This window comes from Micromonospora sp. M71_S20 (genome assembly GCF_003664255.1).
GTDB lineage: Bacteria > Actinomycetota > Actinomycetes > Mycobacteriales > Micromonosporaceae > Micromonospora.
The window spans coordinates 3,767,617-3,794,302 of the sequence record NZ_RCCV01000001.1; the positions used below are offsets into that span (position 1 = coordinate 3,767,617).

Genomic DNA, 26,686 nt, shown 5'->3' on the forward strand with positions numbered 1-26,686 from the left:
CTCCATCGGGACACCTCATCCCGTCGATTCGCCCAAACCCCACCCATCACAAGACCACATCGGACGTTGGTGTTGCGTTGGCGGATTGGTGGGCACGCCGAGCCGTGTCAGCGGGCGCTGGTCAGAGAGCTGGGCGATTCCGGTGAACGCGGCGGCCACCCGGGTCGCGGGCAGGGCTTCGGTGGTGAGTTCGTAGGATCCCGCGTCAGGCGTTCGACGCCCCGTGGCGCTTCGGTGGAACGGCTCGCAGCTGCTTCACGCTCGTCGGTGGCAACGCGCGTATGAACGAGAGCTCCGGTCTGGGCAAGCCACAACAGCTCGTCTCACAAACTGGTGCAGCCGATGACCTCATCGCTATCTGTGGTGAGGATCCACGTCGGGATGTCCGGGTCGACGGCCTGGGCGGCGAGTTCGTCGGCCGCAGCTGCCAGTCCGCCAGGCCGTACTGCTGAAGCTGGTCGGCGCGAGCGTGGATCATCGCGGCGAGGGACCTCTCACCATCGGCGGTGGCCAGCCCCGCTGTAGCACGACGATGGCCCGCTCCCGGTGATTGCCAGGGGTGATGGTGCTCCGTTGGTGCTCGGATATTCGGCGCATGACCAGCACGGCCGGAACTAAACCAGCACAGCACGTCCTGTGCGACCGATTGTCGCCCCGCAGGACGTCGCACTCCACTCGCGGTACCGCCCTGACCAGCAGATACTCAGCCGCTTGTTTCGGCACGCAGCAGCATTCAGCGGTACGCACGAAGTGATGGTTATGCAGCGTAGAGAGCATCTGACGGGTTCGGACTACGGATCAGAAGGTTAGGGGTTCGAGTCCTTTCGGGCGCACTTCACGGTCAAGGCCGTGACCAGCGGGAACGCAGGTCACGGCCTTGACCGCTTCTACCTCTGGGGACGGATCTTCCCGAAGCTTGGAATCTGGTGCTCCGATGGTGCTCCGTTGTCGCTGTGCTGTTTCGGCGGGTCCGTGCCGGCCCGTCCTGACCAGTGGTTCGCGTGTCGACTGGTCTGGATCATGGTTGGATACCGGTGCGTCAGCATGGAACCATTGTCCGATGTGGTTACCGCTATGGATCTTGTCTGCCAAGGTGGGTGCCCGGGCGGCCGGCCGCCGTTGACCTGGGCTGGCGCACGGTGGGCGAGCGGGAGTCTGGACGTCGGCCGGGGCGGGTGTCGGCGGGGGCGGTCGAGAGGTCCATGCATCTGATTCCCGCTTGCGCGACTGCATGGCCGGAGCGAGGTAGCGCCGACCGCTGGGTTGATAGGCGCCAAAGCGACGCGTTGGGCATGGGTCCTGCCGGCGCCGCTGCGCGGGTGGCTTCCGATCGGGGCTCCGCCAAGGTCGGCCTGCCGGCGGTACGTGACGCGGCCGGCCGGTGCGCTGGGCCAGACCGACGTCGGAGGGATTCGGATTGGTCAGGCGCACGCCAATCCAGCCCCTCCTATCGCACGGGACTGCCGCCCGGGGCGCCCCCGGCGATGCTCTCTCATACCGATGAGAGTGCATCGCGCATAAACGGCTGACATCGGAGTGTGTGCGACCATCGTGTCTTGCGTGAGACGACATGCCGATGAGGACGTCACGGTTCAAGAGCTGGCTATGGATCGATGGAAGGACCAAGCCACTTGGTGCAGGTTGTGGTCGTGGGAGCTGGAATCGTCGGTGCCGCGGTGGCGTACGAAGCCGCGCGGGCCGGAGCCGAGGTCGTCCTGCTGGACAAGTCACTTCCCGCTTCGGGAGTGACTGCGGACTCCTTCGCTTGGATCGGCGGCCCACGAGAAGGAGATGTGCCGGATCCCAGCACGGTCCTACGGCGCCGGGTTCTGCAGGACTATCGGCGTCTGGAGGACGAGGTACAAGGCCTGCGGGTGCGCTGGCGAGGCGCCCTGATGTGGGGCGAGCAACAGCTTGACGACGGCCGTCTCGCGCCTGGTGAGCGCCTCGTTGACGCCACAGAGGTCGGGCTGTTGGAGCCTCGCCTGAGGGTCCGGCCGATGCGCGCTCTGCACGTCGAGAGTCACGGCGCCATCGACCCGGTCGCCGTGACACAGGCGCTGGTACGTGCAGCACAGGAACACGGTGCGCGGCTAATGGCGAACTCCGTCGTCACCGCACTGGATCTCCGTGACCGTCAGGTCACGGGAGTGCGGACGTCGACCGGTTCCCTGCCCGCCGACACCGTCGTCGTGACCGCCGGTGTCGACGCGCCCACGCTGTGCGGGCAACTCGGATTCGATCTGCCCGTTGCGCCGTCGCCGGCTCTGCTCATGCGCTTCACCGCCCCACCCGGGCTGGTCCGCACACTGGTCGCCACCCCGCACCTGGAAGTGCGTGAGGCGGCCGACGGCCATTTGCTGGTTGCCGCAGGATACAGCGGGGAGATCGACCACGACGATCTCCGGCGCACGGGCGAGATGATGCTGCGCCGGCTCACCGCCACCTTCGACGCACCGGACGTCAAACTGGTCAGCGTGAGGCTCGGAACGCGGCCCATGCCTGTGGACGAACTGCCGATCATAGGTCCCGTCCCAGGCGTGGGAGGGGTCTACATCGCCGTGATGCACTCCGGCGTCACCCTGGCCCCCACCGCCGGGCGGCTCATCGCCTCGGAGATCGTGGACGGCGTGGAGGCCGGGCAACTCGCGGGCCTGCGACCAGCCCGGTTCCCCTCACGCGCCGAGTGGCGACCGCAGCGGCGGGCCGACGCATGATAAGCCGGGCTGTTCGACCTTCCGTCGATCAGCACAGAATGGTGATCACTTAGACCACGGCAGGGCACGGTCGGTGTCGGATGTTGGGTAACACGTCCGGCTAGACGACTTCTCTGGTTCTGTGTGAGCCACGGTTGGCCGTGCTCGGCTGACATCAGGCGTCCGGGTCTGGTCGCGCACGTCGCCAGGCGTCCTCGAATGCCTCGGCGCTGATTTCCATTGGGGCGTACTGCGGTTCGCGTAGGTCGATGGGTGGGTTCAACGGCCAATCATCGGTTCCGAGGCTGTCACCGTCGGGGCGCTGTTCGACTTGGCGAATGCGGCGGCCGTCTGGTCCCAACTCGGCGGGGTACACGACGCCCTCGTACTCGGCGGAGCCGTCACGGAGGTAGACCGGGCCGCGGTTCGCAAGAACGCCGTAGCCAGGGAAGTCTCGATGAGCCGAACGTTGGTCACGAAGGTCGACCAGTGGACCGTCTATTAGTACTCCAACGTCAGATCGCTTGTCTGCGCTGGTAGTGGGATCGCCGGGCTCGGGCTCGGGATGTTCGTCGCCAGATCGACCAGTGCAGGGTGTGCTCTGGCGGTAGCGCCACTTGAGGACAAAGGCGTTGAGGAGTCGGCGGATCTCGGCGACGGTTCAACGCGATGATCTCCGGGTCAGCGTCGGGCTGCTGCGTGGTGGTGGCGAGGCTGGTCAGGGCGGCCAGGGCGAGCATGGCCAGGGTGAGGAACCGGTGCCAGCCGGTTCAGCCGCGGACCTGGTAGTGGTCCAGGCCGACCTGGCCTTTGCCGGTCTGGAACAACTCCTCGATGCTCCAGCGGGAACCGGCCATCCGGACCAGGGTGTGCAGCGGCATCTGACGCGGTGACCAGCACAAGTAGAAGGTCAGCTCGCCGGTCGTGCGGTTGCGGCGGATGAGCAGCCATCGGTGCTCGACGGGGCTGATGGCGGTGGCGATCCACGCCCACGTAGCCGATCCCGCGGTGTTCCAGGTCAGCGAGCAGGCCCGGCTCCGCGCCGTAGACCTCGTCGCCGGTCACCCACCCGAACGGGACACCAGCCTCGAGCACGGCGGCGATCATCTGCCGGGCCAGGGCCGGCTTCGTCGCGAACCCAACGTCATCCGGCGCACCAGCGGCGGCGAGGCGGTCGGGCCGGTCGCACCAGGTTGTCTCCGGCAGGTAGAGCCGACGATCGATCATCGCCCGCCCCGCCGGTGACACGTAGGCCAGGAATTCCCCGACCTGGCTGTTCCCGACACGACCGGCGGTTCCGGTGTACTGCCGCTGCACCCCGACCGAGCACACGTCCTTCTTCAAGAACCCCGTCTCATCGGTGACCAGCACCGCGTCGGGGTGACCGAGCTGGCCGACCAGCCAGGCCCCGACGTCATCGCGGACGGCGTCGGCGTCCCACACCGCCGTGCGCAGCAGCCGCTGCATCGCCTGCGGATCATCGTGACCTGCTCGCTCCGCAAGCGACCAGCAGGTCTTGCGTTCGGCGTCCGACAGCAGCCCTTCCACGAACTGTCCGGCCGTCCGGCGTGGCTCCACCCGTGCGATCCGGGCAGCGACACACGTCACCGCCTCGTCGAGGACGACCCGCCACCGGGCAGGGTTTACGCTGTGGCCCGCGGCCACCGCACGATCTTCGGTTGTCTTCACAAACCACCGATGATCACGCGGTGGCCGTCTTCATGCCTGCGCCACGCCCAACGCCAACGCCAAACGACGTCGGAGTACTAGTCATCGCGTCGGCCACGCTGCTTCACCTGGGAGGACGTCGTCACCAGCGGTCGTCCTTCGTCGTTCCGGATCGGCTATCGACAGCCTGGTGACGGCCTGGACACAGACATTCGGCGAACCGTGACGAGAGCGCCGGCTCCCTACAAAACGATTGTGCCAGGTTGCTCTATGGGTTTGGGTGCACCATGAGCATCATTTTGAGCACCCCGAGCGTTGATGAGCTGTCACCAGCGGTGGACGCGCTCAAGGGGTGGCAGTACGACGGGGGACCGCTGCATCTGCATTCCGGCGATCTCGGCTGGCACTCGTTACATGGTGCCGAGGCTACGGCCGCTGCCATCCGGATGTGGTCGCGCGACGGGGAGGTTCTCGCGATCGGGCTGCTGGACGGCCCCGAACTGGTGCGCATGGCCGTCGCTCCCAACTGGCGTGATGACGAGGCACTGGCCCGTCGGCTCGCCGCTGATCTGGACGAACCAGGGCGTGTCCTGGCTCCCGACGGTGCGACCGTCGAAGCCCGAGGTGCGGGGCTTCTCACCCAGTTACTGCTCAAGCGGGGTTGGGAGCGGGATGAGCCGTGGACAACGTTCCACCGCAGTCTCTCGGACCCGGTGGAGGACTGCGGTCTGCGCATCGAGACGATCGAGCCCGATCGCGCCGAGGTGTGGGTCGCCGTCCACTGGTCCGCGTTCCGCGGGTCGCCCTTCACTGATGCCGAACGACGCCGCACGGTCGGAGGTTGGCTCACCATGGTTGGTGGCCCGTTCTACGGTGACGGACGCTGCCTCGCCGCATTCGATCAGAACGACGACGCCGTGGCAGTGGCGGCTGTGTGGTCAGCCGGCCCGGGGCGGCCAGGACTGCTGGAACCGATGGGCGTGCATCGCAGTCACCGAGGCCATGGTTACGGCACGGCGATCACGCTTGCCGCCGCTGCGGCCCTTCGTGACATGGGTTCGTCCAGCGCGAGTGTATGCGTGGAGAGTTCCAACGTCGGCGCCGTAGCTACCTACACCTCGGCCGGCTTCACGCCGTCAGACGAGGTGGCCGATCTGCGCCGCGGTTCTCGGTGAACACCGGGCGAAGGTCGATACCCCTCGTGCAGGTAGTCGTGGCCAGCGGGCCGCACTGATCTGGTTCTAGCACTCCAACGTCACTTGGCTTTGGCGTTGGGCGTGGCGCAGGCATGAAGACGGCCACCGCGTGATCATCGATGGTCTGTGAAGACAACCGAAGATCGTGCGGTGGCCGCGGGCCACAGCGTAAACCCTGCCCGGTGGCGGGTCGTCCTCGACGAGGCGGCGGGGTCGAGCCGGCACCCGGGGTTGTGTCGAAGCAGTAACGTATGGCGCCCGCATCGTCGCCGGGGATCAGCTCAGTGCCGGAGGACGTAGGCGAGCGGTCGATAATCTGCGCTGTTTGGATTCTGGAGGGTGAAGGCGTGCGGAAGATCGCTGTCATCGCCGAGCCCGGCGTGTTCGACGCTTGGGGCGCCGCGGTGCTGCTCGGCGAGGCCATGGGGCTCCAAGCGCACAACGTGGGGGACCTCTGCCGAGCGGCAGTGCAGGGTGCCACGGCGTGGGGCTGGCGGTTCGCGAACCACATGCAGGCCGGCGAGCTGATACCGGACGAGGTGATGGGCGAGTTCGTCGCGGACACGTTGGCCGGGTCGCCGGGCTGCTGGCTGCTGTTCGGCTACCCGCGCACTATTCGCCACGCCGAACTACTGGCCGAACACGGTCATGCACCGGATACCGTCATACAGGTGATGCTCGATGAAGGCCGCATTGACCAGGACTGGCGGCTGGCCGCGAAGCGCGATCAGATTCCGCAGATTCTCGCCGAGCACCGCCTGCGCATGGCTCCAGTGCGGGCCTTCTATCATGCGTCCGATACGTTGCACGTAGTACAACAGCCTGCATCGATCGAGGATCTCGTTGCCGATCTGCAGGCAATCGTGTCCGGTGCGAGGCAATAGCCGTCAGACCCCAGACGGTGTACTGATCTGGCGTGTTCTGCGTGTCAGTAACGTGAGCGTGGACGGCACCCCGGCAGGCACCCGGAACTGCCGACGATCGTGAACCCGCCGGAGGAAGGGCGCTATCACGATGACCAGGCGGTCAGAAGATGTAGAAGGTGTAGCTATAGGGACGGCCTCGGTCGTAGAGGGCACGCAACCGTGGTTGCCTGACCTCGGGCAGTCGGGCCAGAACGCTGAGGAAGATCTGGCCGTCCGGCTCGAACCGGTGTCCCGGGAGCAGGGCCGGTAGGGCCTCCGGCGGGATCGGGACCGACCGCCCAACCGGCTTCGGGGTTCGGTAGAACGCGAGGTACCGCCAGGCGTCCCAAGCGAGCGGGATTGGCTTCACCGGTGGGGCCACGGGCCAGAGTTCACCGGTCTGCGGATGTTCCGGGATGAGGGCGAAGTGGCGGTCGGTGTCCGGGATATCGGGCCCGGCCAGGACCAGGGTGCGCTCCGGCCCCGTGCTGCACGGGCCGAGGAGACGGTCGAGAGTGGGCCGGAAGACCTTGGCGACCTGGTGATCCGGATCGCTATAGGGTTGCTGCCCGAGGCGGCGAGCAAGTGTGCCAGCGCCGAGGCTGCGACAGCCGTCCACATCGGGTGCCAGCCGCCGCCCGGTTCAGACGGTGGGACACCGGGCCGTTGGTCGATCAGGTCCACCCAGTCGACAATCGGGTGCGGGCCGGGACCGTCCTCGAGCACGTGGATGGTCAGCGGGTCCAGCCAGATAGCCTGCCGCAGGCCACAGTCGTCGATCCGGATGGCCACCGGCGTGCCGCAGGTGACGCAGACCATGTTGGGCTCGCCACCATCAAGGCCACAACACGCGGAGTCGCCGACCAGCGCCGGGTCGATGACGGCACCGCGGACATCCCCCGGGGCGAGCAACACCTGGCCGACCGGCCCGGCTGAGATGCTGAACCTTGGCGCGTACCAGCCGAGCGCCTCGGCTTCACCGGCTTCAAGGTCGGCCCACCGGCGTCATGGCGAACCTGAGGGCAGCGGATTCACCGCGAACGTGCCGGGCTCCAGTGCCGAGGCGAGCGATCCCGGCCCGTTTCCGTACTTCTGGTCCGCGTGGACGGGCAGTGCCACCCTCGACACCGGAACCGTCAGAGCGGTGTCGCAGATCCGGCAGCCGAAAACCGTCATGCATCCCCCGTGCGTCGGCTGATATCAATATAACGCCCACCCGCGAGCGGCCAGGGCGTGGTCACCACTCGAAAGTCTTCCACTCCCGTGACGGAATGCACCCCTCGCTGGTATCCCAGCAGCGATCAGCCCATGCCTTTGCCACGAGGACCGGACGGCTCAGCACAGCGTCACCAGCTCGCTGTGCCCGCAGCACCAACCCAAGTTGTGGCGAGCACGGATCGGCGGACTGCGAGTATCGCAATTCCCTGCTGTGAGCCATGAGATAGTCAGTGAACTTACCCTCCAGACGTGAGGGCGTCTGCCCCACCAACCGGATCCCCTCCAGGGTCACCTGCGGGCCACGCAGCGCATTGACCGCGATGCCCGCAAGGCCGACCGACTCGTCGTAATAAGCGGTAATCGCCGGCCCAGAGAAGGCCGCGCCAGAGCTTCGCTCAAGCCAGAATTCCGCCCACCCTTCACCGCCCGACGTGCCCTGCGAGACGGCAACGCTGAGAACGCCGTGCACCCTGCCCTGAACCTGGGCGTGCGTCATGCCGAATTCCAACGGGCCGACGCGCTCGAAAGGCGTGAATGACCATTGAAGCCGCTGTGACTCGACCAGAACGTCCCAGATATCCAACGCCATGTCTCCGCCCAGTGGAAGTGCTGCACCTCAGCCGACAGCAGCGCGAAGATGATAATGGACGTGACTGGCTTGCCGGGCTCACGGTGCACGGATCCGCCGCGATCCGCGTGGCCGCGATCTTCTAGCGATGGTCCCAGACGCTGTGGTGGGGCATGGCGTTGCGGCGCGGATCTTCCTCTCCGAGGTAGTACCCGAGGCGTGAGGCGAGCAGCACCCCGATGTTGATGAAGAACCTCACCTCTCCTCTCAGCGCGGTGGTGCGTTGGATGTCGAGGGCGATGCCGTTGCCCTCGGGGTCGAAATGCCGGAAGACCAGCCCGCGGCGGATAAAGTCGGCGGCCGCCAGGTCGGCTTCGATGGGTTCGACGAACCGTCGTAGCAAGGCGTTCACGAGGCGGCACGGTACCGTCCCCGCGACAGGCCGCAGATCCGGAATCCGGTTGATGATCTCCTCTCGCCACGTCACACGCTTCGCCGCCGCAGCGACGGTCCGTTACCGGGGAGTCAAGGGTGTGGTGCGTGCCGGTGGACCGAGAGTTGATCGGCCAACAGGCCGGCCAGGGGTTGCCGGTCGCGCAGGTCTTCGAAGGTGCCATCGGCGACGACGCGGCCGGCGTCGAGCATCACAACGCGGTCGGCGCGCATGATCGTGGACAGGCGGTGGGCGATCACCAGGGTCGTCCGCCCGGCGCGGGCGGCGTCGAGGGCCTCAGCCAGGTCACGCTCGGTGCGCGCGTCGAGGTTCGCCACGGCCTCGTCGAGGACGAGGATCGGCGCCTCGGTGAGCAGTGCGCGGGCGACGGCGACCCGGGCGCGCTGGCCACCGGAGAGGGCGCCGCCCCGTTCCCCGACGGGGGTCTCCAGCCCGCGCGGCAGGTCGTCGGCGAACGCGCTGACCTGTGCGGTGCCGGCGGCTCGCCGCAGGTCGGTGTCGGTGGCGTCGGGCCGGCCCAGGCGGATGTTGTCGGCGATCGACCCGGGGAGGAGATGCACGTCCTGGGGCACGACGGTCACCGTGCGCCGGAGATCGGTGTCGGCGAGGTCCCGCAGGTCGACGCCGCCGACGGTGATCCGGCCAGCGGTGGGGTCGGCGTAGCGCAACAGCAGGTGGACGCAGGTGGACTTGCCGACGCCGGAGGCGCCGACCAGGGCGACGGTCTCGCCGGGACGGATCGTGAACGAGACGCCCGACAGCACCGGGCGGCCGGGCAGGTAGCCGAAGTGCACGTCGTCGAAGGCCACCTCACCACCGGCGGGCGCCGGCAGTGGGGCGGTCGGGGCGGTGACCGGTGCCGGGGCGCGCAGCAAGGCGTCGATGCGGTCCGCTGCGGCGCGGAGGACGCCGGCCTGCTTGAGTAGCAGCGCGACCTGGGCTGCCGGGCCGAGCACGGTTCCGGCGAGGACCACCGCAATCGGTGCGAGTGCGGGGTCCAGACGGCCCGTACCGACACCGTCGGCCACGACCAGCAGCCCGCCGACGCCGGCCACGGCCAGCAGCGCGTCGATGAGCGCCGTCTCCAGGCCCGCCCGGGCGGCGTTGGCCCGCTGCGCCCGGCCGAGCTGCCGGGTCCGCGCGGCCAGGTGGGCGCGCTGCCGGTCCATCGCCCCGAAGACGGTCAGCTCCCGCAGGCCCTGCACGGTGTCGACGATGTCGGCCGTCATGCTGGCGGTCGCCGCCCGGACGCGCGTGCCGTGCCGGTCGGCGTGGCGACGCAGCAGCCACGGCACCACCGTGATCAGGCCGGCCAGCGGCAGCACCACGGCGGGCAACCACGGGTCGATCGACGCGGCGAACAGCGTGCCGGCGGTCAGGACGACGGTGGCGGTCAGCAGCTGCGCGATCGTGTGCGCGAAGAGCCATTCCAGGGTCTCCACGTCGGACAGCGCGACGGTGGTGAGGTCACCGGAGCGCCTGCCGGCCAGTCCGCCGGGCGCGATCCGGGTGATCGCGTCGTAGACCCGCAGTCGCAGGTCGGCCAGGACCCGGTAGGCCAGGTCGTGCGAGACGAGCATCTCCCACCAGGTGGCCGCGGCGATGACCGCCACCAGTCCGCCGAGCACCGCGGCGACCACGTCGACCGGTGTGGGATCCCCGGTCACCGCCCGTCCGAGCAGCCATGCGCCGAGGACCGCCGCGCCGGCGGTGGCGAGCTGTCCGACGAGGTTCGCCGCCAGGGTCGCCCAGAAGGCCCCGGAGTGCCCCGCGATTGCGGGCAGCAGCCGCCGCAGCGCACCGGGCTGCCGGCCGTCGGGTCCGGGCTGCGCGGCATGGCCGGTCGACGGGGCGGCCGGGCCGGGTGCGAGCTCCGTCGTGACCATCAGTGCACCTCCTGCGCGGTGACGAGCTCTGCGTAGGCGCGGGTGGTGCGCAGCAGGTCGTCGTGGCTGCCGGTAGCGGTGATCCGGCCGTCGCGCATCAGCGCGATCCGGTCGGCGTGCCGGACGCTGGCGAGCCGATGGGCGATGACCAGGCAGGTGCGCCCGCGCGTGGCGTCGGCAAGCGCCGTCACGATCTCGGCTTCCTGTCGTCTGTCCAGGTGGGAGGTGGCCTCGTCGAGGACGAGCACCGGGGTGTCGGCGAGCAGCGCGCGGGCGATGGCCAGTCGCTGCCGCTGCCCGCCGGAGAAGGTGGTGCCGCGCTCGCCCACGGCTGTCGCGTACCCGTCGGGCAGGGCCGTGATGAAGTCGTGTGCGCCGGCGGCGCGGGCCGCGGCCCGCAGGTCGGCGTCGGTGGCGTCCGGGCGGGCCAGGCGCAGGTTCTCCGCCACCGTGCCATGGAACAGGTACGTCTCCTGCGCGACCACGGTCACCGTCCGGTGCAGCGCGTCCCGCGTGAGGTCGCGCAGGTCGACGCCGTCCACGGTGATCCGGCCGGTGTGCGGGTCGAGGTGCCGCAGCAGCAGGCTGGCCAGGGTCGACTTGCCCGCGCCGGACCGGCCGACCACTGCGACGGTCTCGCCGGGGGCCAGCCGCAGCGTCACGTCCCGCACCGCCGGCGACTCCCGGTCGGGGTAGCGGTAGCTGACCGCCTCGACGGCGACCGCCGGGCCCTCGGTGAAACGGGGGGCGAGGCGGCCGGTGTGTGTCACCGGGGCCGGCGCGGTGAGCAGGTCGGTGAGGCCGTCGACGGCGGTGATGCCGAGGTAGCCGGCGTGCCAGTGCGCGCCCAGGTCGCGTACCGGCCGGAAGCACTCCACCGAGACCAGCAGCACCAGGAACGCGGTGCTCGCGTCGGCCCGGCCGCCGCTCGCGGCCACGGCCGCGGCGACGGTCGCCGCGGCGAGCCCGGCCTGGATGAGCAGGGCGCTGATCCCGCTCTCGATCAACGACAGCCGCAGCTGCGTCATGGTGGTGACGTGCAGGTCGTGGTTGCGCGCCTCGATGCGGTCGCGCATGCGGCCGACCGCGCCGAAGGCCCGCAGGGTCGCGGCGCCCTGGAGGGTGTCGAGGAAGTCGGCGGCGAGCGCGGTGAAGGCCGCCCACCGTCCCCGGCCCCGGCGCAGGAGGGTGGCGTCCCACACCCGTGGGACGGTCAGCACCAGCAGCACGGCGGTGCCGAGCAGCGTCGCGGCGACAGGCGCGACGGTGGCCAGCCACCCCACCAGCGCCGTCGGGACGGCCACCGTGACGAGCACCTGCGGGACGTAGCGGCTGTAGTAGGCGTCGAGCCCTTCCACGCCGTCGACCAGCGTGGCCTGGGTGCGCCCGGTGCGCGCCCCGGTCAGCCAGGCCGGGCCCAGCTCGGCCAGCCGCGCCACCAACCGGTCGCGCAGCCGGGCCCGGATCCGGGCGCCCGCCGTGGCGGTCGCGACCTCCCGCCAGTACAGCAGCAGGGCCCGGGTCACGATCACGGCGAGCACTCCGGCCAGCAGCGGGGGAGTGGCGTCGAGGTCGCGGCGCGACACCGCCGCCAGCGCCGCGGCGAGCAGCAGGGCCTGACCGACGTACGCGGCCGAGACCGCCACGCCGAGCGCCGCGCACCCGGCCACCGGTGCGGCGACGGCGCCGCCGAGGCGCACCAACTCCCGATGGACGATCACGCCGCCTCCAGCGGGGTGTCCGCCAGCGCCCGGACGGTGCCGGTGTGCGCGTCGGTGACCACCCGGCCGCGTACGCCGAACACGGTGGCGAGCAGCTCCGAGGTGACCACCTCGGTGGGCGGCCCGTCGGCGGCGACCCTGCCCTCGGCCAGCGCCACGACCCGGTCGGTGAACCGGGCGGCGTGATCCAGTTCGTGCAGCACCGCCACCACGGTCAGGCCCCGCTCGGCATGCAGGCGGCGCACCAGCGACAGCACCTCCAACTGGTGCCGTACGTCGAGGAAGGTGGTCGGCTCGTCCAGCAGCAGCACCGGGGTCTGCTGCGCGAGCGCGAGCGCGAGGCGGACCCGCTGGCGTTCCCCGCCGCTGAGCGTGTCCACCTCCCGCGCGGCGAGCCCCGCCACGTCCGCCGCGTCGAGTGCGGCGACCGATTCGGCGTCCTCCGGGCGCCACAGCATCCCCAACGGCCCCCGGTGCGGGTAGCGGCCCTGCGCGACGAGTTGTCGCACGGTCATCCCCGGCATCGGCGGTAGCTGTTGGTGCAGCACGGCCACCTGCCGCGCCACGTCCCGCCGACGCATCGCGTGTGCCGGGCGGCCGCGCAGCAGGACCCGCCCGCTCTGCGGCGGGTCGATGCCGGCGAGCAGCCGCAGCAGGGTCGACTTGCCGCAGCCGTTGCGGCCCACGAGCGCCACGCACTCGCCGGGACGGACGACCAGGGACACCCCGTCGAGCACCGGCCGGTCCCGGTACCGGTACCGGACCTCCTCCGCCGCGAACACCGGTTGCGTCATGACACCTCCACGTGAGACGACCTGCGTGCCACGACGACCAGGGCCACCGCCCCGAGCAGCGCGGTCACCGCGCCCGCCGGCACGCCCAGCCGCTGTGCGGCCGATCCGGACTGCACCATCACCGTCAACACCTGCGCGAGCGCGTCCGCACCCGCGACCGCGCTCGCCCCGACCAGCGCGCCGGCCGGCAACGCCCGGCGCAGGTCCGCCCCGCACATCGCCCGGGCCACGTGTGGCACGACCAGCCCGACGAAGGCCAGCGCGCCGGCCAGCGCGACGGCCCCGGCAGCCAACGCCACGGCCAACGCGAGGCCGACCGCGCGGGCCGTGCGGGGCGGCACACCGAGCGCGACGGCGTGCCCGTCACCGGCGGCCAGCACGCTCAGCGGGGCCGAGCACAGCCAGGCCAGCACCAGCGACGCGACCAGCCACGGCCACGCGGTCTGCACGTGCGCCCAGACCCGGCCGTCGGTCGAGCCGACGAGCCAGCGCATCGCGTTGCCGAACCGACCCGGCTGGTACGCCAGCAACAGCGTGGTGACCCCGGCCAGCGCCGCCGACCCGAGCAACCCGTACGCCGCCACCTCCGTCGTCGAGCCGTGCCGCGCCAGCAGCCACATGAGCGCGCCACCGAGGGCGCCGCCGGCCAGCGCGGCGAAGAGCGCGCCGGAGGCCGAGTCCGCGGGCACCAGCCCGATCTGGATGCCGGTGAGCACGCCGAGCACCGCGCCCGGACTCACCCCCGTCAGCTCCGGCGCGGCCAGCGGGTTGCGCAACACGGCCTGCAACAGCAGCCCGGCCGCACCCAGCCCGGCACCGGCGAGTAGTGCGGTGACCAGGCGAGGCAGCCGCAGCTCGACGAGTATCCGCTGCTCCAGGGGGTCCAGCTGCGGCCAGTCCACGCCGTTGCCCACGGCCAGTTCCGCGACGGCCGCCGCGAGCAGCGCCCCGACCGCCCACCACCACCTCACGACGTGCTCCGTCGCGCCAGCATGAGCAACCCGGCGACGATGCCGACGGCCGCCGTCCACGCGCCGAGCGGAGTCTCCGCCGGAGCGAAGACGTGTCGAGCGGCGAGGTCGGCGACCGTGGTGAACAGCGCGCCGATCGCCGCCGCCCAGGGCAGCAGGAGGCGCGCGTCGGCGGCCGGGCGCAGCCGGCGGGCAGCGTGGGGCGCGACGAATCCGATCCACGCGATCGGTCCGCACGGTCCCACCACCACGGCGACCAGGACGGCGGCGAGCCCCAGCACGGCGATCCGAGCCCGGCCCACGTGCAGCCCGACGGCCGCTGCCGCCTCGTCACCGAGACGCAGCACCCCGAGCGCGGGCAACGCCAGCACGGCCAGCGGCACGCACGCCAGCAACCACGGCAGCGTCAGCCGGGCGTGGTCCCAGGTGATGCCCGTGAGGCTGCCGACCAGGTACCGGAACAGCGTGTCGTACTGCAGCCGGTCGGCAGCCGCCATCACGGTCAGCAGTACCGCCTGCAACGCGGTGGAGACCGCCGCGCCGATCAGCAGCACCGCGCCCGGGCCGCGACCCGTGCCGGCAGCCGCCAGACACACCGCACCCCCACACACCGCCCCGACCAGCGCCACCACCGGCTGTAGCGCCACCGGGACCGGCAACGCCCAGACCACCGTCACCGCCGCTGCCAGGGCACCGCCGGTGGACACCCCCAACAGTTCCGGCACGGCCAGCGGATTGCGCAGTGCCGCCTGCATCAGCAGTCCCGCCGCCCCGACCGCCGCGCCGCCCAGGAGGGCGAGCAGCAGCCGTGGCATCCGCAGCTCCCACAGCACCACCCGCGCGACGTCCGCCTCTGCGGGCAGGCTCACGCCCAGGGTCGACCCGACCGCGACGGCGAGGGCGGCCACCAGCGTCAACGCCGCCGACCAGCGCGGCACCGGCCGGGGCACGGCGACTCCGAGCGCCGTCATGCGGTCGCCTTGGCGACCGCCTCGTCGAGAATCAACCCCAACGCGCGGGTGCCCCGGCCCGAGGCCCACAGCTCCGCAGGCACCTCGTGCGCCCGGCCCTCCCGCACTGCCGTGATCCGCTTCCACACGGGGTTGGCGGCGTACTGGGCCGACACCGTCCTGGCGTCCGGGCCAAAGGTGAACGACTGGATGAACACGATGTCCGGGTCGCGCGTGAGGATCTCCTCCACGTTGTACGCCTGCGCGGTGTCGAAGCCGCCGCCCTTGCTCGGCCACGGGTAGTCGAACACCTGCGACAGCAGGTGGCCGAGCAGGTCGTCGGAGGTGTTGACCCCGATCGACGTGCCGCCGTACATCGCCAGCGCGGTCGTCTTGTTCAGTCCACGCTCGGTCGAGGTGGCCCGGGCGGCGGCGAGCCGGTCGCGGAACGCCCGCTCGGCCCGCACCTGCTGGGCGCCGCGGTCGGTGAGCGCCGCCACGTCGCGCAGGTAGCGCACCGAGTCCTCGTACGTCTTCACCTCGACCAGCCACAGCGGCGCGAACTTCTCGATCGCCGGGCGAAGCTGGTCGTGCGCTCCAGCGAGACCCATGACGAGGTCCGGCTTCGTGGCGGCGATCGCCGCCACGTCCTCGTTGCCGAACATGCCCGGCAGGGTGGGCACGGCCTTGCCGGCCTCCCCGAGGTAGTCGGGACGGGCGACGAGCTTCGGCGTGGTGGTCGCCGCCGGCGTCAGACCCAGTTCCACCAGCGCGTCGTCGCACAACCCGGTCAGGCAGACGATCCGGTCCGGCTTCGACTTCAGGCTGACCGTCTGCCCTCGTGCGTCGGTCAGGCTCAACGTGTGGGTCACCGCCTCCACCGGCGGCGCGGAAGGCGCGACGGCGGCAGCGGGCTGCGACGGTGCGGAGGAGCCACCGCAGCCGGTCAGCGTGGCACCAGCGGCGAGCAGGGCGGACAGGGCGAGACGTAGTCGTGTCACAACCATGAACTTTCGTTGGGAAGCAGAGGCAACCCGGTAACGATAACGGTTGTCATAAGCGATTACGTCGTGGGGTGGGGAGCTCGCCGGCCAGGCCGCGATCCGCACCGAGGACCGGCGGGCGATGACCGCCGAGCCGTCGCCGAGTACCTGAGCCGCGCCGCCCGCGAGTTCACCACCGGTCCCGGGCGCGGCTGCATGATCTCGACGGGCATGCTGGCCACGAGCCCGGATGCACGCGTCGCGGCCGAGGCCGTCCGCATCGAGCGCGAACGCGCGCTGGACATGATCCGCAACCGCTGCGACGACGCCCTGGAACAGGGGGAGCTTCCCGAGGAAGCCGACACCGAGAGCCTGGCCAGGGCGCTCGCCGCGGTGATTCAAGGCATGTCCGTCCAGGCGCGCGACGGCGCCGACACTCGGCAGCTTCAAGGGCTCGCCGAGGCCGCCCTGGCAGTCATCCCGAGTCGCGGATAACGACAGGCCGTGCGCAATCCACGGTTCGCTGTGCGTGGCACCCCGTCGACTCGACCAGGCTCGGTGGCGTCGTGGTGATCATCTGCCGACCCCGTCAGCGCGGGGTGGTCACTCGCAGCGGTCTTCGGCGCCTCGGTCGGACGGCTCGCAGCAGTCGGGGCGGTGCCGGTAGATCCTGAGGTCTCGGCCGCGCCGGTGGCTGTACTTGGTCGTGATCTCGTACAGGCGGGCCTGCCACACGACGACTTTCCCGCCGCCGGGCACCACCTGTCCGTCACCCGGCCCGCCGCGCAGCAGCACGTCCACCCCTCGACGGTGCGTCCCCCGCGAGCGCGCGACGCGGCGTGCGGAGCTCTGCCCTCGAGCGGGTGGTGTTGCGGGCCATGGCCCGGTCTCCCCGGCTGAACGCATCACCCAGGGGACCGCGCGCCGGTAGCTGCGGCGAGGCTCTCCACCTGCACGTAGACGTGCCGAAAGTCCACAGGGTTGGCGAGATCGCAGGTCCGGGCGTTGCGAAGTTCTCCGGCTTGCTGGCGAGGTGGGATCCTGCGGCGGGTACGCCGATCGTGGTGTCGGAGTCGATGACTCCGGTGGAACCGCTGTGCAGCTGGTCCCGAGAGCTGAGGTCCAGGCCGCGCCCGGGCCGCCTCGGCTCAGCCCAGCGCGTCCATCAGGGCCGTGACATAGGCGTATTGCCGTGCCCACCCCTCGGCGTCCGCCCGAACGGGGCAGGGCGGCCCCTGCGCGGGTTTGGTGGCCAGCATTGGTGGTGCCAGTGCGTGGGCCGGGTGGTCGGGACACCCCCAAAGACGCGAGTCGCGGCTGCACTCGTCAGCGGGCGGGCGCCGGCTCGCGGGGTCGGACCGCCCGGTCAGCCGAATGGTCTGGCTCCAAGGCCCATGTAAAGATTTCTAGACATGAGGTCAAAGATTCGGTACCTTCGTGATGTCAAGAATCTTAGACATTGGGAGGGCCTGTCATGACGCACGAAGAGAAACGCGCCTGGATCAGGCTGGTCGTCGCCATGTTCGGCTACTCCGCCTACGTGGCCCTCATCGTCAGCCGCGTCGATGGCCACTCGCTGCCCGACGTGCCGTACGCAAGCGCCCTGGTGTGGACGGTCGGCGCGGCCATCGTCGCGTCGATCGTGGCGGAGATCGGCATGGCCGTCGTGAATCCGCGCGCGCCGCGCGCCAAGGACGTGCGGGACCGCGAGATCGGCCGGCTCGGCGACCACGTCGGCCAGTCGTTCGTCGTCATCGGCGCGGTCGCCGCGATGGTCATGGCCATGGCGGACTGGGACCGGTTCTGGATCGCCAACGTCATCTACCTGTGCTTCGTGCTGTCGGCCATCGTCGGTGGCATCACCAAGGTCGTCGTGTACCGCAGGAGCTTCCCGCAGTGGTGAAGCCGACGCAGGTCACCAACTGCATCCGCGCGCTGCGCTTCGCGCACGGCGAGATGACCCAGGCCGAGCTCGCCGAGCGCATCGGCGTGACCCGGCAGACCCTCCTCGCCATCGAGCAGGGCCGCTATTCGCCATCCCTGGAAATGGCCTTCCGGATCGCCCGGGTGTTCGGCGTTCCGCTCGACGACGTGTTCCAGTACCCCGACTCCCCCGAGGAGAAGTCATGAAGGCGATCGTCCGCGACGTGTACGGCCCGGCCGACGCACTCGAACTCCGCGAGGTCGACAAACCCTCGATCGGAGTCGACGAGGTGCTCATCGAGGTACGCGCCGCCAGCCTGGACCCAGGCGTGTGGATCTTCATGACCGGCCGGCCCATGGCGGTGCGGCTCGCGGCCGGGCTGCGCCGGCCCAGGGTCGCGGTGCTCGGTCGGGCCGTCGCCGGTGTGGTGGTGGCCGTCGGCGCCGGCGTGACCCGCCTGCGCGCCGGCGACGAGGTGTACGGCACCTGTCAGAGCGGCTCGTTCGCCCAGTACGCGACAGCACGGCAGCACCGGGTGGCACCCAAGCCGGCCAACCTCACCTTCGAGCAGGCGGCAGCGATGCCCATCTCCGCGGTGACCGCGCTACAGAGCATCCGCGACGCACGCGTGCAGCCTGGACAGCGGGTGCTGATCACCGGCGCGGCCGGGGGCGTCGGGTCGTTCGCCGTCCAGCTGGTCAAGGTGTACGGGGCAGGCGTGACCGGCGTCTGCAGCACCTCGAAGATCGAGCTGGTGCGTTCCCTCGGTGCCGAGGACGTTATCGACTACACCCGGCACGAGATCGACCGTGGCGGCGCGCGATACGACGTCATCATCGACACCGCCGGCAACCGGCCGTTGTCGCTGCTCCGGCGCGCGACCACGCCGCGCGGGACGATCGCCCTCGTCGGTGGCGGCCACGCCACAGGCTGGCTGCTCGGCGGCTTCCAACGCCAGATGGCCGCGCCGTTGCTCTCACTGTCCGGCAGCCAGCGAGTGCGCGGCGTGGCCGCTCGGGAGCGTCACGAGGATCTCGAGGAACTGACCACCCTCGTCGAGGCAGGCTCGGTCACCCCGGTCATCGACCGCAGCTACGCTCTCGCCGACGCGCCCGACGCGATGCGCTACCTCGCCCAGGGCCACCCCGCGGGGAAGGTCGTCGTCACAGCTGCCGGCCGCCGGTAGAGTCCTGCACCGAGGCGGGCGCCGATGACGTGGCCACCCCGTCCCGACCATCCGCCGGGCGGTCGGCTGCGCCCGCCCGGCACCACGGACCCACGCCTCGCCGGCCGCCGTGACCGTCCTGTCGGGTGCGCCGGCACGGCAGGAGAGCGCGCCGGGGCAGCCCTACGGGGGTGGATAGCATCTGCCCATGACGTTCTGGGTTCACTACGTGGTCCCACCCGGGGCGGCCGGCGAGGGCATGCTCGTGCCCCCGGGCGACGACGCCCTCGTCTTCGCGCAGACGGTCGAGGTGGGACCGGGGGACCGGACCGTCGAGTTCTGCGTCCTCGCCGTCGCCGGCGGGATCCAGATCGCCACGGACATCGACTGCACCGCGTTGCTCCGGGGACGGGCCGAGGAAGTGGCCGTCGTCCGGGCCGTGGACGACTGGGTGCTCGAGTACGCCGCGCAGGCTGTCCGGATACACGAGCTGCTGCTCCACAGGTGGTACGAGGTCAGCTCGGCCTCGCACCCGTCGTCGATCGAGGCGCTCCGGCGGTGGCTCACGGCGCACGACCGCCCGGGCGACTACTGGCAACTGCTCGTACGGCGACCGGGTGACCGACCGGCGGATGATCGGGCCCGAGAGGGACGGTGAGGCGGGCGGCGACCGCCTGACCGACGACGGCGACGATCAGCGGGAGCCCTCTGGCGGCGGGACCGGATCCGTCGCCGGCGAGGCGCTCGGCTCGTCGCCGGGCGGGGCCGGCCGGCTGTCGAGGTAGGCGTCCAGGGCGGCAGCGCCGGCCAGCATGGCGCGGCTCCTGGCGGAGAGGCGGGCGTGCCAGTCGCGCAGCATCGACTCGAGCGGCGCGACGCCCCCGGCGGAGCGGACCTGAGCGATCAGCGGGGCGATCTGCGCCAGCAGGTAGCCGCCCCGTCTGAGCTGGTGGACCAGCCGGGCGTCGCGCACGTCGGCGGCGTGGTAGACCCGGTAGCCCGTCTGCGGGTCGCGGCGCGGCTGGACCAGGCCGGCGCGTTCCCACTTGCGGAGGGTGGCCGGGCGGACGCCGAGCCTTCTGGACAGGGGGCCGACGAACGTGGTGCTCCGTTCCTGCGGCACCGGATCGAGGTCGCCGACAGCGGCTTCCGCGGCCTGGAGGGTGCGGCGGTCGTCGAGAAGCTGGGCGTGGCTCTCGTCGATGAGCCGGAGCGCGTCCTCGGTCGCGTCCCGGTTGACCGCCTGCATGATCGCCGTGGCCGTCGCGTGCCCGTGCCCGGGCACGAGGGCGAGGAACGCGTGCAGTGCCTGCGCGTGCAGCGGCGTGTAGGTGCGGTAGCCGTGCGGGGTGCGTCCGGCGGCGGGAAGGATGCCGGCCGCCTCGTAGTTCCTGACCGCCTGTGTCGACAGGCCGTGCGCGCGCGCCAGGTCGACCGGCCTGAGCCTGCCGCTGCTTTGAAGGTTTGGCCCCATCATCCCGCTGACGTCGACGAGAAGTTTGCACCGTTGGTTCAACGATACCGTTTAGGGCATGACTGCTGGTATCGCAGAGGCCGCCCATGTCGTCGACGCCGCTGCCGTCATGGGGTTGCTCCCGACCAGGCCGCGGCTGCTCGCCCTGGGCGAGCCCACCCACGGCGAGGACGTCCTGCTCGACCTGCGCAACGATCTCTTCCGGCAACTCGTCGAGCAGGGGCGTTACCGGACGATCGCCATCGAGAGCGACTGCCTGATGGGCCTGGTCGTGGACGACCACCTCACCTCGGGCGCCGGCCTCCTCGACGACGTCATGGAGCGCGGGTTCAGCCACGGGTGGGGCGCCTTCGCGGCCAACCGTGAGCTGGTGCGGTGGATGCGCGCGTACAACGACGGCCGGCCTTCGTCGGAGCAACTGCGGTTCGCCGGATTCGACGGCCCGCTGGAGATCACCGGCGCCGCGAGCCCTCGGCAGGCCCTCACCGCGCTCCACGCCTACCTCGCCGCCCGGGTCGACGCCGGCCTGCTTCCCTGCGCCGCGGAGACGCTCGACCGCCTGCTCGGCGCCGACGATCGGTGGACCGATCCCGCCGCGATGATGGACCCGTCCCGGTCCGTGGGGCGGACGCCCGACGCCGGACGGCTGCGGCTGCTCGCCGACGAGCTGGTGGCCCTGCTCGACGCGCAGACGCCACACCTGCTTGCCGTGTCCGCACGGGAGGACTGGCACCGGGTGCGCCTGTACGGGCGTACCGCCATCGGCCTGCTGCGCTACCACCACGCGATGGCCGACACGTCACCGAGCCGCATGGCGCGGCTGCTCGGCGTGCGGGACTCGATGATGGCCGCCAACCTGCTCGCCATCGCCGGACGGGGTCCGGCACTGGTGAACGCCCACAACGGCCATCTCCAGCGGAACAGGAGCAGGATGCGGATGGGCGGCGTGCCGGTGGAGTGGTGGAGCGCCGGCGCGATCGTCGACGCGCACCTGGGCGAGGAGTACGCCTTCCTCGCCACCGCCATCGGTACGATCCGCCACCAGGGAGTCGACACCCCGCCGCCGGACACCGTCGAGGGGCTGCTGTACGCGCTGCCAGGGGAGCGTCACCTCGTCGACGCCCGCCGACTGGCCACCGCCCTCGCCGACAGGACGCCCGCTGCCCGGGTGTCGCCCTGGTTCGGTTACTCCCCGCTCGACCCGGCCCACGTGGCCGGCACCGACGGGATCCTGTTCGTCAGGGACGCCCGGCCGGGCCAGGCTCCTCGCAACGGTGCCCCGGACGGGTGACGACGGCCATCGGCCTCACCCGGACATCGCAAGCATGTCGAGAGCGGCGAAGAACGCCATCGGCCGGCCGGGGCGGACGACCTGTTCGAGGAGCACGACCCCGATCCGGTCCGCAACGTCGCACTCCGCTTCGAGGGTGGTGCGGACGGGGCCGTACCGGCGGGAGGAGGAACGCGCCGAGGCGAGGACCACCCCGTCCCGGCGGAGCTGCGCCCGGCGCGAGCTCGTGTGGACGACCTCGTACCGGCGTCCCCGGAGCGTCCACGTGGTGCCGGCATTGCGTCGGCGGCAGGGCGCGCTCCTGCCATTGACGAACTCGAACCGTTCACCGGTGGTCAGCGTGACCGCGACGGTGTCGGCCTGGAAGGCCGGCATCCGTGACCGGGGCGGCCACGCCGCCTTCTCCGCGCCGCGGCGAGGCTCCACGATCGTGAGCTCGGCACCGCGCTCATCGAGCAACCGCAGCCGGCGCGCGTCCCTGACGTCGAACGAGTATCCAAAGCTCAGGGGCTGCACCGCGTGCGAGTCAGTCACGCACTCATTCAAGCAGTCGGGTGGGAGGTCGCGTCCGCGCTGGTGCCGGTCCGTCCCGGACCCGACCCCACGAACTCCGGGCCGAGGATCCAGGTCGCCGCCGCCACCGGCGCGAGCACGGCGAACGCGTACCAGCCGGCCAGCACGGCAAGGCTCCGTCGGGCCACGGTCCACGCATCGCGGGAGGATGACAACGAGGACCTCCCATTCGCCGTACGTCACGCGCCGGCTCCCGCGGCCCGGGGCGGCGCCGGCGCCGCCCCGGGCCGGTTCAGGCGATCGTGCAGGTAGCGCCGTTGAGGGTGAACGAGGAGGGCCGTCCCGTGTCGCCGGTGTGGGTGGCCTGGAAGCCGACGCTGACCGACGCGCCGGGCGCGATGGTGGCGTTGTAGGAGACGTTGCGGGCGTTGACCGCGCCGCTGGTCGGGGCGTACGTCGCGTTCCAACCGCCGGTGATGCTCTGGCCGGCGGGCAGCGTGAAGGCCAGCGACCAGCCGTTCACCGTCGTGGTGCCGGTGTTAGTGACGGTGACCGAGGCGGTCAGGCCGGCGTTCCAGGCGTTGACGGTGTAGCCCACCCGGCAGGCGCCCGGCGAGGGCGGGGGAGTGGACGGCGGCGGGGTCGTCGGCGGCGCCGTCGTGGGAGGCGCGGTGGTCGGAGGCGCGGTGGTGTCGAGCCCGAAGAAGCGGATCGCCTGCGCGGCGTCGACCGGCAGGTTGTGCGGCACCCCCTGCATGCTGATCGCCTCGACCGGCGCCCGGTCGCCGCTGCCGCCGTAGCGGGTGCGGGTGTAGCCGGCCTGCGGGCTGTCGGTGTACGTCGGCGTCTGGCTCAGCCCGTGCACGTTCGTCCACTGCTTGATCTGTTCGCCGAAGTTCGGGTAGCGCAGCACCTCGTCGTTGGTCCCGTGCCACGTCTGCATCCGGGGCCGGCGCCCGGTGTAGCCCGGATTGGCGTTGCGGACCAGGTCCCCCCACTCCTGCGCGGTCCTGGTGACCTGGCCGTTGGCGCACTCGCTGTTCCACTCGGAGCCGTTCGTGGTGGCGAAGCAGCCGAAGGGGACCCCGGAGAACGCCGCCCCGGCGCTGAACACGTCGGGGTAGAGCCCGAGCAGGACGTTGGTCATCATCGCGCCGGACGAGATGCCGGTGGCGAAGATCCGGTCGGGGTCGACGGCGTACCGCTGCCGGACGTGGTCGACCATCGACTTGATGCCCACCGGGTCGCTGCCGCCGTCGCGGCGCAGTGCCTGTGGTGAGGAGACGTCGAAGCACTGGCTGCTGCGGGTCACCGACGGGTAGACGACGATGTAGCCGTACCGGTCGGCGAGCGCCGCGTACTGGGTGTTGGAGTACATCGCGGGGCCGGTGCCGGTGCAGTAGTGCACCGCGACCAGCAGCCCCGGCCGGGGCGCGACGGAGTCCGGCACGTACAGGTACATGCGCAGGTTGCTCGGGTTGGGGCCGAAGTTCGTCACCTCGGTCAGGGTCGCGGCGGAGGCCGGCGGGGCGAGCGCCACGGCCGCCAGCGCGGTCAGCGCGGCGGCGGCCAGGGCGGCGCCCAGCAGTCGGAGTCTGGCTCTCATGGATGGGTTCCTCTCCTCGGACGGTGGACAGGGCGGGGTTCCGATCGAGGGCTGCCCGGCTGCCCGATCACGTCCGGCTCAGGAGTATCGACAAGTATCTATAAATGCGGGAGGTCCCGCAAGCGCCGGCCCCACGACCGGCCGCCCCGCCGCTCGCGCCGTCACCGCGTCAGGCGCTTCTCGAACCAGTGGTGGGCGTACGGCTCGGTGTTGTACGCCTCGACCTCGCGGTAGCCGGCCGCCTGGTACATCGCGATCGCCTCGGTGAGGTTGCGGTTGGTGTCCAGCCGGACGGCGGTCCAGCCCCGCTCGGCGGCGTGGCGTTCCAGCTCGCTCAGCATCCGCCGCCCGATCCCGAGCCCGCGTACGGAGTCCGCCACCCAGACCCGCTTGATCTCGGCGGGCGCGTCGCGGTGGAGTTTCACCGCGCCGCAGCCGACCGGCTCGGCGTTGAGGGTGGCGAGCAGGAACACGCCGGCCGGGGGGACGAGTTCCTCGTCGTGGACCGGGTTGCTCCGTGCCGGGTCGAACCCGCCGTCGAAGCGCCGCGCCACCTCCCGGGCGTAGGCCCGTACGCAGGCACGCGCCCGTGGGTCGCCCGGCGGGCAGGGCTCGATCAGCACCATCGACGCGACGAGCAGCCGCTCCACCTCGGCCATCGCCGCGACGAGCCGCTCGCGCCGTCGCCCGGTCAGCGGCGCGAGGATCGACCGGGCGAACTCGTCGGAGCGCTCGTCGAGCTCGGTCCACTCGGCGCGGCCGGCGTCGGTGAGCGTGGCGACCCGGACCCGCCCGTCCCCGCCCACCTGGTCGGACGGCCCGACGGTGGCGAGCCCGTCGCCCTCCAGGGCGCGCAGGAGGCGGCTGAGGTGTCCCGAGTCCAGCCCGAGTCGGGACCGCAGCGCCGCGACCTCGGCGCCGCCGGGGCCGATCTCCCACAGCAGGCGGGCCTGGGCGAGCGGGCGGGCGCGCGCCATGTACTCGTCGTCGAGCGCCCCCACCCGTTGGGTCACCGTCCGGTTGAACCGCCGCACGGCGGCGATGAGCTCCGCTTCCATGAAGGCTGACTTTAGTCAGCGATATATGGTCCGCGCCAGCGCCGCCCCGGCGGTGGGTGCGGTGGGGTCCGCGTACCGCCGGCATCTCCCCCGGGCCCTCGAGCCGGCGGCCCCGGGGCGGCGCGGTGGGCGCCGTCCCGGGGCCGTCCGGTCACCCGGCGCTCAGGAGGCGGTGCAGGAGCGCACCAGCGGGCGTGTCCAGGTGCCGTTTGCCATCGTGGTGAATCCGAAGACGTTGCCGCTGCCGTTGGACCGCATGGTCATGACGTTTCCGCTGCCGTCCCAGCTCGGGGTGCCGTTCCAGGTGGCGGAGACCTTCTGCGGGGGCGTCACCTCGACGACCACGGTCCAGTTGGTGGCGCCGCTGACCGTGACGTCGCTGTTGAACCGGTCGCCCCACCGGGTGCCGTCGCGCAGGGTGGCGGTGCAGCTTCCGCCCGGCGGCGGGGTGGTCGGGCCGGTCGTCGGCGGCGGCGTGGTCGGCGGGGGAGTGCCGTTGTTGAGAGCGGCGAGGACCGCGTCGTACGCGGGCTTGCGGTTGCCGTTGTTGTCGAACAGCAGCGGTGTGTCGGAGGCCCGCCAGGAGTCGCTGTCCCGGATTCCCCACACGGTGATGCCGGTGCACCGGGAGACCGCGAGGCAGTCGTTGACCACGTTGCGGTACGTGGTGGGCGAGGCCCCGGCTATGTCCAGCTCGGTGATCTGCACGTCGACGCCGAGCGCCGCGAAGCTGGACAACGTGGTGCGGTAGTTGCCCGGGTAGGGCGAGCCGCTGTTGAAGTGCGACTGGAGGCCCACGCAGTCGATCGGCACGCCGCGCTGCTTGAAGTCGCGGACCATCGCGTAGACGGCCTGGGTCTTGGCGTGGCTCCAGTCGTCGGTGTTGTAGTCGTTGTAGCAGAGCTTCGCGCCGGGATCGGCGGCCCGGGCGGCCCGGAATGCCGCCTCGATCCAGTCGTTGCCGGTGTGCTGGAGGTTCGAGTCGCGCCGGGCGCCGCTGCCGCCGTCGGCGAACGCCTCGTTCACCACGTCCCAGGCCACCACCTGACCACGGAAGTGGGTGGCCACCTGGGTGACGTGGTTGAGCATCGCCTGGCGCAGCGCGCTGCCGCTCATGTTCTGCATCCAGCCGGGCTGCTGCGAGTGCCAGGCCAGGGTGTGGCCCCGCACGCTCATGCCCCGGCTGCGGGCGTGGCTGACGATCCGGTCGGCGTTGGCGAAGGTGAACTGCCCCTGCTGTGGCTCGGTGGCGTCGATCTTCATCTCGTTCTCGGGCGTCACCGAGTTGAACTCGCGGTTGAGGATCGTGACGTAGGTGTTGTCGCTGAGCTTGTTGGCGGCGACGGCGGCGCCGAAGTAGCGGCCGCGCTCCGCCGCCGACGCGCCCAGGGTGGTCCCGGCGTTCGCCGCGCCGGGCAGGACCGTGGCGCCGGTCGCCGCGAGCAGTCCCACGGCGGCGACGGCGAGGGCCGCGCGTGTGCGCGAGCGCGTTCTCGGCCGGGTGTCCCGGTGGCACCTCTCGATCATTCCTGCTCCTTCCGGGGGCCGTTCCGCACCGTCGGGGGCGGACCGGTGTGGTGGGGGTGTGCCGGACCGGGGCCGCTCGGCGGGCTGCGCCGGAGAGCCTGCGAGCCGTTGTCATCGA

At 71.2% G+C, this 26,686-nt stretch carries 24 protein-coding genes and 2 pseudogenes; 9 read left to right on the forward strand and 17 right to left on the reverse strand.

Features of this window, described 5'->3' with window-relative positions:
- Nucleotides 1–1,613: 1,613 nt before the first annotated feature.
- A complete protein-coding gene (locus DER29_RS16185) occupies nt 1,614–2,717 on the forward strand; it encodes an FAD-binding oxidoreductase (protein WP_121398081.1) in 1,104 nt (367 codons plus the stop codon).
- 494 nt (nt 2,718–3,211) lie between these two features.
- On the opposite strand, the pseudogene DER29_RS16195 reads toward DER29_RS16185, so the two are convergent.
- Nucleotides 3,212–4,361: pseudogene (locus tag DER29_RS16195) on the reverse strand (IS701 family transposase).
- Between the two features lie 290 nt (nt 4,362–4,651).
- On the opposite strand from DER29_RS16195, the gene DER29_RS16200 reads away from it, so the two are divergent.
- The gene (locus DER29_RS16200; RefSeq protein WP_121398082.1) at nt 4,652–5,539 is read left to right on the forward strand and encodes a GNAT family N-acetyltransferase; all 888 of its coding nucleotides are present in this window, start codon (nt 4,652–4,654) and stop codon (nt 5,537–5,539) included.
- A 368-nt stretch (nt 5,540–5,907) separates the two neighbouring features.
- Nucleotides 5,908–6,444: a nucleoside monophosphate kinase gene (locus DER29_RS16205; protein WP_158619038.1), complete on the forward strand. Its 537-nt coding sequence runs from the start codon at nt 5,908–5,910 to the stop codon at nt 6,442–6,444.
- A gap of 142 nt (nt 6,445–6,586) precedes the next feature.
- Here the strand turns inward: DER29_RS16205 and DER29_RS36285 are convergent.
- From DER29_RS36285 to DER29_RS16250, 9 genes and pseudogenes are all read right to left on the reverse strand, one after another.
- A pseudogene (locus DER29_RS36285) lies at nt 6,587–7,641 on the reverse strand (hypothetical protein).
- Between the two features lie 61 nt (nt 7,642–7,702).
- Nucleotides 7,703–8,272: a hypothetical protein gene (locus tag DER29_RS34630; protein ID WP_199729327.1), complete on the reverse strand. Its 570-nt coding sequence runs from the start codon at nt 8,270–8,272 to the stop codon at nt 7,703–7,705.
- A 121-nt stretch (nt 8,273–8,393) separates the two neighbouring features.
- Nucleotides 8,394–8,663, reverse strand: a complete 270-nt coding sequence (locus DER29_RS16220; RefSeq protein WP_148710070.1) for a hypothetical protein — start codon at nt 8,661–8,663, stop codon at nt 8,394–8,396.
- Between the two features lie 113 nt (nt 8,664–8,776).
- Nucleotides 8,777–10,591 carry a thiol reductant ABC exporter subunit CydC gene (gene cydC / locus DER29_RS16225; RefSeq protein ID WP_121398085.1) on the reverse strand — a complete coding sequence of 605 codons (1,815 nt, stop codon included), beginning with the start codon at nt 10,589–10,591 and terminating at the stop codon, nt 8,777–8,779.
- Nucleotides 10,591–12,312: an ABC transporter ATP-binding protein/permease gene (locus DER29_RS16230; protein WP_121398086.1), complete on the reverse strand. Its 1,722-nt coding sequence runs from the start codon at nt 12,310–12,312 to the stop codon at nt 10,591–10,593. The genes cydC and DER29_RS16230 overlap by 1 nt, the downstream gene beginning before the upstream one ends.
- Nucleotides 12,309–13,106 (reverse strand): ABC transporter ATP-binding protein, encoded by a 798-nt coding sequence (locus DER29_RS16235; protein ID WP_121398087.1) that lies wholly within the window; start codon nt 13,104–13,106, stop codon nt 12,309–12,311. The genes DER29_RS16230 and DER29_RS16235 overlap by 4 nt, the downstream gene beginning before the upstream one ends.
- Entirely contained in the window at nt 13,103–14,077 is a 975-nt protein-coding gene (locus tag DER29_RS16240) for an iron ABC transporter permease (protein ID WP_121398088.1), read from the reverse strand. Before DER29_RS16240 ends, DER29_RS16235 begins: the two co-directional genes overlap by 4 nt.
- A complete protein-coding gene (locus DER29_RS16245) occupies nt 14,074–15,048 on the reverse strand; it encodes an iron ABC transporter permease (protein WP_121398089.1) in 975 nt (324 codons plus the stop codon). The genes DER29_RS16240 and DER29_RS16245 overlap by 4 nt, the downstream gene beginning before the upstream one ends.
- Nucleotides 15,045–16,034, reverse strand: coding sequence for an ABC transporter substrate-binding protein (locus tag DER29_RS16250; protein WP_121398090.1), 990 nt, complete (start codon nt 16,032–16,034; stop codon nt 15,045–15,047). Before DER29_RS16250 ends, DER29_RS16245 begins: the two co-directional genes overlap by 4 nt.
- 192 nt (nt 16,035–16,226) lie before the next feature.
- Between DER29_RS16250 and DER29_RS16255 the strand changes: the two genes are divergently transcribed.
- The gene (locus DER29_RS16255) at nt 16,227–16,505 is read left to right on the forward strand and encodes a TetR family transcriptional regulator C-terminal domain-containing protein (RefSeq protein WP_148710071.1); all 279 of its coding nucleotides are present in this window, start codon (nt 16,227–16,229) and stop codon (nt 16,503–16,505) included.
- A 108-nt stretch (nt 16,506–16,613) separates the two neighbouring features.
- On the opposite strand, the gene DER29_RS16260 is transcribed toward DER29_RS16255, so the two are convergent.
- On the reverse strand, nt 16,614–16,811 hold the full coding sequence (locus DER29_RS16260) for a hypothetical protein (RefSeq protein WP_121398092.1): 198 nt from the start codon (nt 16,809–16,811) through the stop codon (nt 16,614–16,616).
- Between the two features lie 673 nt (nt 16,812–17,484).
- On the opposite strand from DER29_RS16260, the gene DER29_RS16265 reads away from it, so the two are divergent.
- The 4 genes from DER29_RS16265 (at nt 17,485) to DER29_RS16280 (ending at nt 19,757) form a co-directional block, all read left to right on the forward strand.
- Nucleotides 17,485–17,913 (forward strand): hypothetical protein, encoded by a 429-nt coding sequence (locus DER29_RS16265; RefSeq protein WP_121398093.1) that lies wholly within the window; start codon nt 17,485–17,487, stop codon nt 17,911–17,913.
- Nucleotides 17,907–18,140 (forward strand): helix-turn-helix transcriptional regulator, encoded by a 234-nt coding sequence (locus DER29_RS16270; RefSeq protein WP_121398094.1) that lies wholly within the window; start codon nt 17,907–17,909, stop codon nt 18,138–18,140. The genes DER29_RS16265 and DER29_RS16270 overlap by 7 nt, the downstream gene beginning before the upstream one ends.
- Entirely contained in the window at nt 18,137–19,120 is a 984-nt protein-coding gene (locus tag DER29_RS16275) for an NAD(P)-dependent alcohol dehydrogenase (RefSeq protein WP_121398095.1), read from the forward strand. Before DER29_RS16270 ends, DER29_RS16275 begins: the two co-directional genes overlap by 4 nt.
- A 187-nt stretch (nt 19,121–19,307) precedes the next feature.
- Entirely contained in the window at nt 19,308–19,757 is a 450-nt protein-coding gene (locus DER29_RS16280) for a hypothetical protein (RefSeq protein ID WP_121398096.1), read from the forward strand.
- 36 nt (nt 19,758–19,793) lie between these two features.
- Here the strand turns inward: DER29_RS16280 and DER29_RS16285 are convergent, their stop codons facing one another.
- A complete protein-coding gene (locus tag DER29_RS16285) occupies nt 19,794–20,576 on the reverse strand; it encodes a TioE family transcriptional regulator (RefSeq protein ID WP_199729456.1) in 783 nt (260 codons plus the stop codon).
- A gap of 55 nt (nt 20,577–20,631) precedes the next feature.
- Here DER29_RS16285 and DER29_RS16290 point away from each other — a divergent pair, with 55 nt between their 5' ends.
- On the forward strand, nt 20,632–21,864 hold the full coding sequence (locus tag DER29_RS16290; protein WP_121398097.1) for an erythromycin esterase family protein: 1,233 nt from the start codon (nt 20,632–20,634) through the stop codon (nt 21,862–21,864).
- Between the two features lie 15 nt (nt 21,865–21,879).
- Here DER29_RS16290 and DER29_RS16295 read toward each other — a convergent pair whose 3' ends face one another.
- The 5 genes from DER29_RS16295 to DER29_RS16310 form a co-directional block, all read right to left on the reverse strand.
- Nucleotides 21,880–22,398, reverse strand: coding sequence for a hypothetical protein (locus DER29_RS16295; RefSeq protein ID WP_121398098.1), 519 nt, complete (start codon nt 22,396–22,398; stop codon nt 21,880–21,882).
- Between the two features lie 8 nt (nt 22,399–22,406).
- Nucleotides 22,407–22,565, reverse strand: a complete 159-nt coding sequence (locus tag DER29_RS34195) for a hypothetical protein (RefSeq protein ID WP_158619039.1) — start codon at nt 22,563–22,565, stop codon at nt 22,407–22,409.
- 104 nt (nt 22,566–22,669) lie between these two features.
- Nucleotides 22,670–23,983, reverse strand: coding sequence for a PHB depolymerase family esterase (locus DER29_RS16300; RefSeq protein ID WP_121398099.1), 1,314 nt, complete (start codon nt 23,981–23,983; stop codon nt 22,670–22,672).
- Between the two features lie 161 nt (nt 23,984–24,144).
- Complete coding sequence (locus DER29_RS16305) at nt 24,145–25,041, reverse strand: bifunctional helix-turn-helix transcriptional regulator/GNAT family N-acetyltransferase (RefSeq protein WP_121398100.1); 897 nt, start codon at nt 25,039–25,041, stop codon at nt 24,145–24,147.
- Between the two features lie 162 nt (nt 25,042–25,203).
- Nucleotides 25,204–26,568 (reverse strand): endo-1,4-beta-xylanase, encoded by a 1,365-nt coding sequence (locus DER29_RS16310; RefSeq protein ID WP_121398101.1) that lies wholly within the window; start codon nt 26,566–26,568, stop codon nt 25,204–25,206.
- Between the last annotated feature and the right edge of the window lie 118 nt (nt 26,569–26,686).

Coding starts and splice junctions, on each gene's coding strand:
- DER29_RS16200 (WP_121398082.1), top strand. CDS start 4,652: ATGAGCATCATTTTGAGCACCCCGAGCGTTGATGAGCTGTCACCAGCG.
- DER29_RS16235 (WP_121398087.1), bottom strand. CDS start 13,106: ATGACGCAACCGGTGTTCGCGGCGGAGGAGGTCCGGTACCGGTACCGG.
- DER29_RS16255 (WP_148710071.1), top strand. CDS start 16,227: ATGATCTCGACGGGCATGCTGGCCACGAGCCCGGATGCACGCGTCGCG.
- DER29_RS16305 (WP_121398100.1), bottom strand. CDS start 25,041: ATGGAAGCGGAGCTCATCGCCGCCGTGCGGCGGTTCAACCGGACGGTG.
- DER29_RS16265 (WP_121398093.1), top strand. CDS start 17,485: ATGACGCACGAAGAGAAACGCGCCTGGATCAGGCTGGTCGTCGCCATG.
- DER29_RS16290 (WP_121398097.1), top strand. CDS start 20,632: ATGACTGCTGGTATCGCAGAGGCCGCCCATGTCGTCGACGCCGCTGCC.
- DER29_RS16185 (WP_121398081.1), top strand. CDS start 1,614: ATGGAAGGACCAAGCCACTTGGTGCAGGTTGTGGTCGTGGGAGCTGGA.
- DER29_RS16275 (WP_121398095.1), top strand. CDS start 18,137: ATGAAGGCGATCGTCCGCGACGTGTACGGCCCGGCCGACGCACTCGAA.
- cydC (WP_121398085.1), bottom strand. CDS start 10,591: ATGGTCACGACGGAGCTCGCACCCGGCCCGGCCGCCCCGTCGACCGGC.
- DER29_RS16250 (WP_121398090.1), bottom strand. CDS start 16,034: ATGGTTGTGACACGACTACGTCTCGCCCTGTCCGCCCTGCTCGCCGCT.
- DER29_RS34630 (WP_199729327.1), bottom strand. CDS start 8,272: ATGGCGTTGGATATCTGGGACGTTCTGGTCGAGTCACAGCGGCTTCAA.
- DER29_RS16310 (WP_121398101.1), bottom strand. CDS start 26,568: ATGATCGAGAGGTGCCACCGGGACACCCGGCCGAGAACGCGCTCGCGC.
- DER29_RS16245 (WP_121398089.1), bottom strand. CDS start 15,048: ATGACGGCGCTCGGAGTCGCCGTGCCCCGGCCGGTGCCGCGCTGGTCG.
- DER29_RS16285 (WP_199729456.1), bottom strand. CDS start 20,576: ATGATGGGGCCAAACCTTCAAAGCAGCGGCAGGCTCAGGCCGGTCGAC.
- DER29_RS16300 (WP_121398099.1), bottom strand. CDS start 23,983: ATGAGAGCCAGACTCCGACTGCTGGGCGCCGCCCTGGCCGCCGCCGCG.
- DER29_RS16280 (WP_121398096.1), top strand. CDS start 19,308: ATGACGTTCTGGGTTCACTACGTGGTCCCACCCGGGGCGGCCGGCGAG.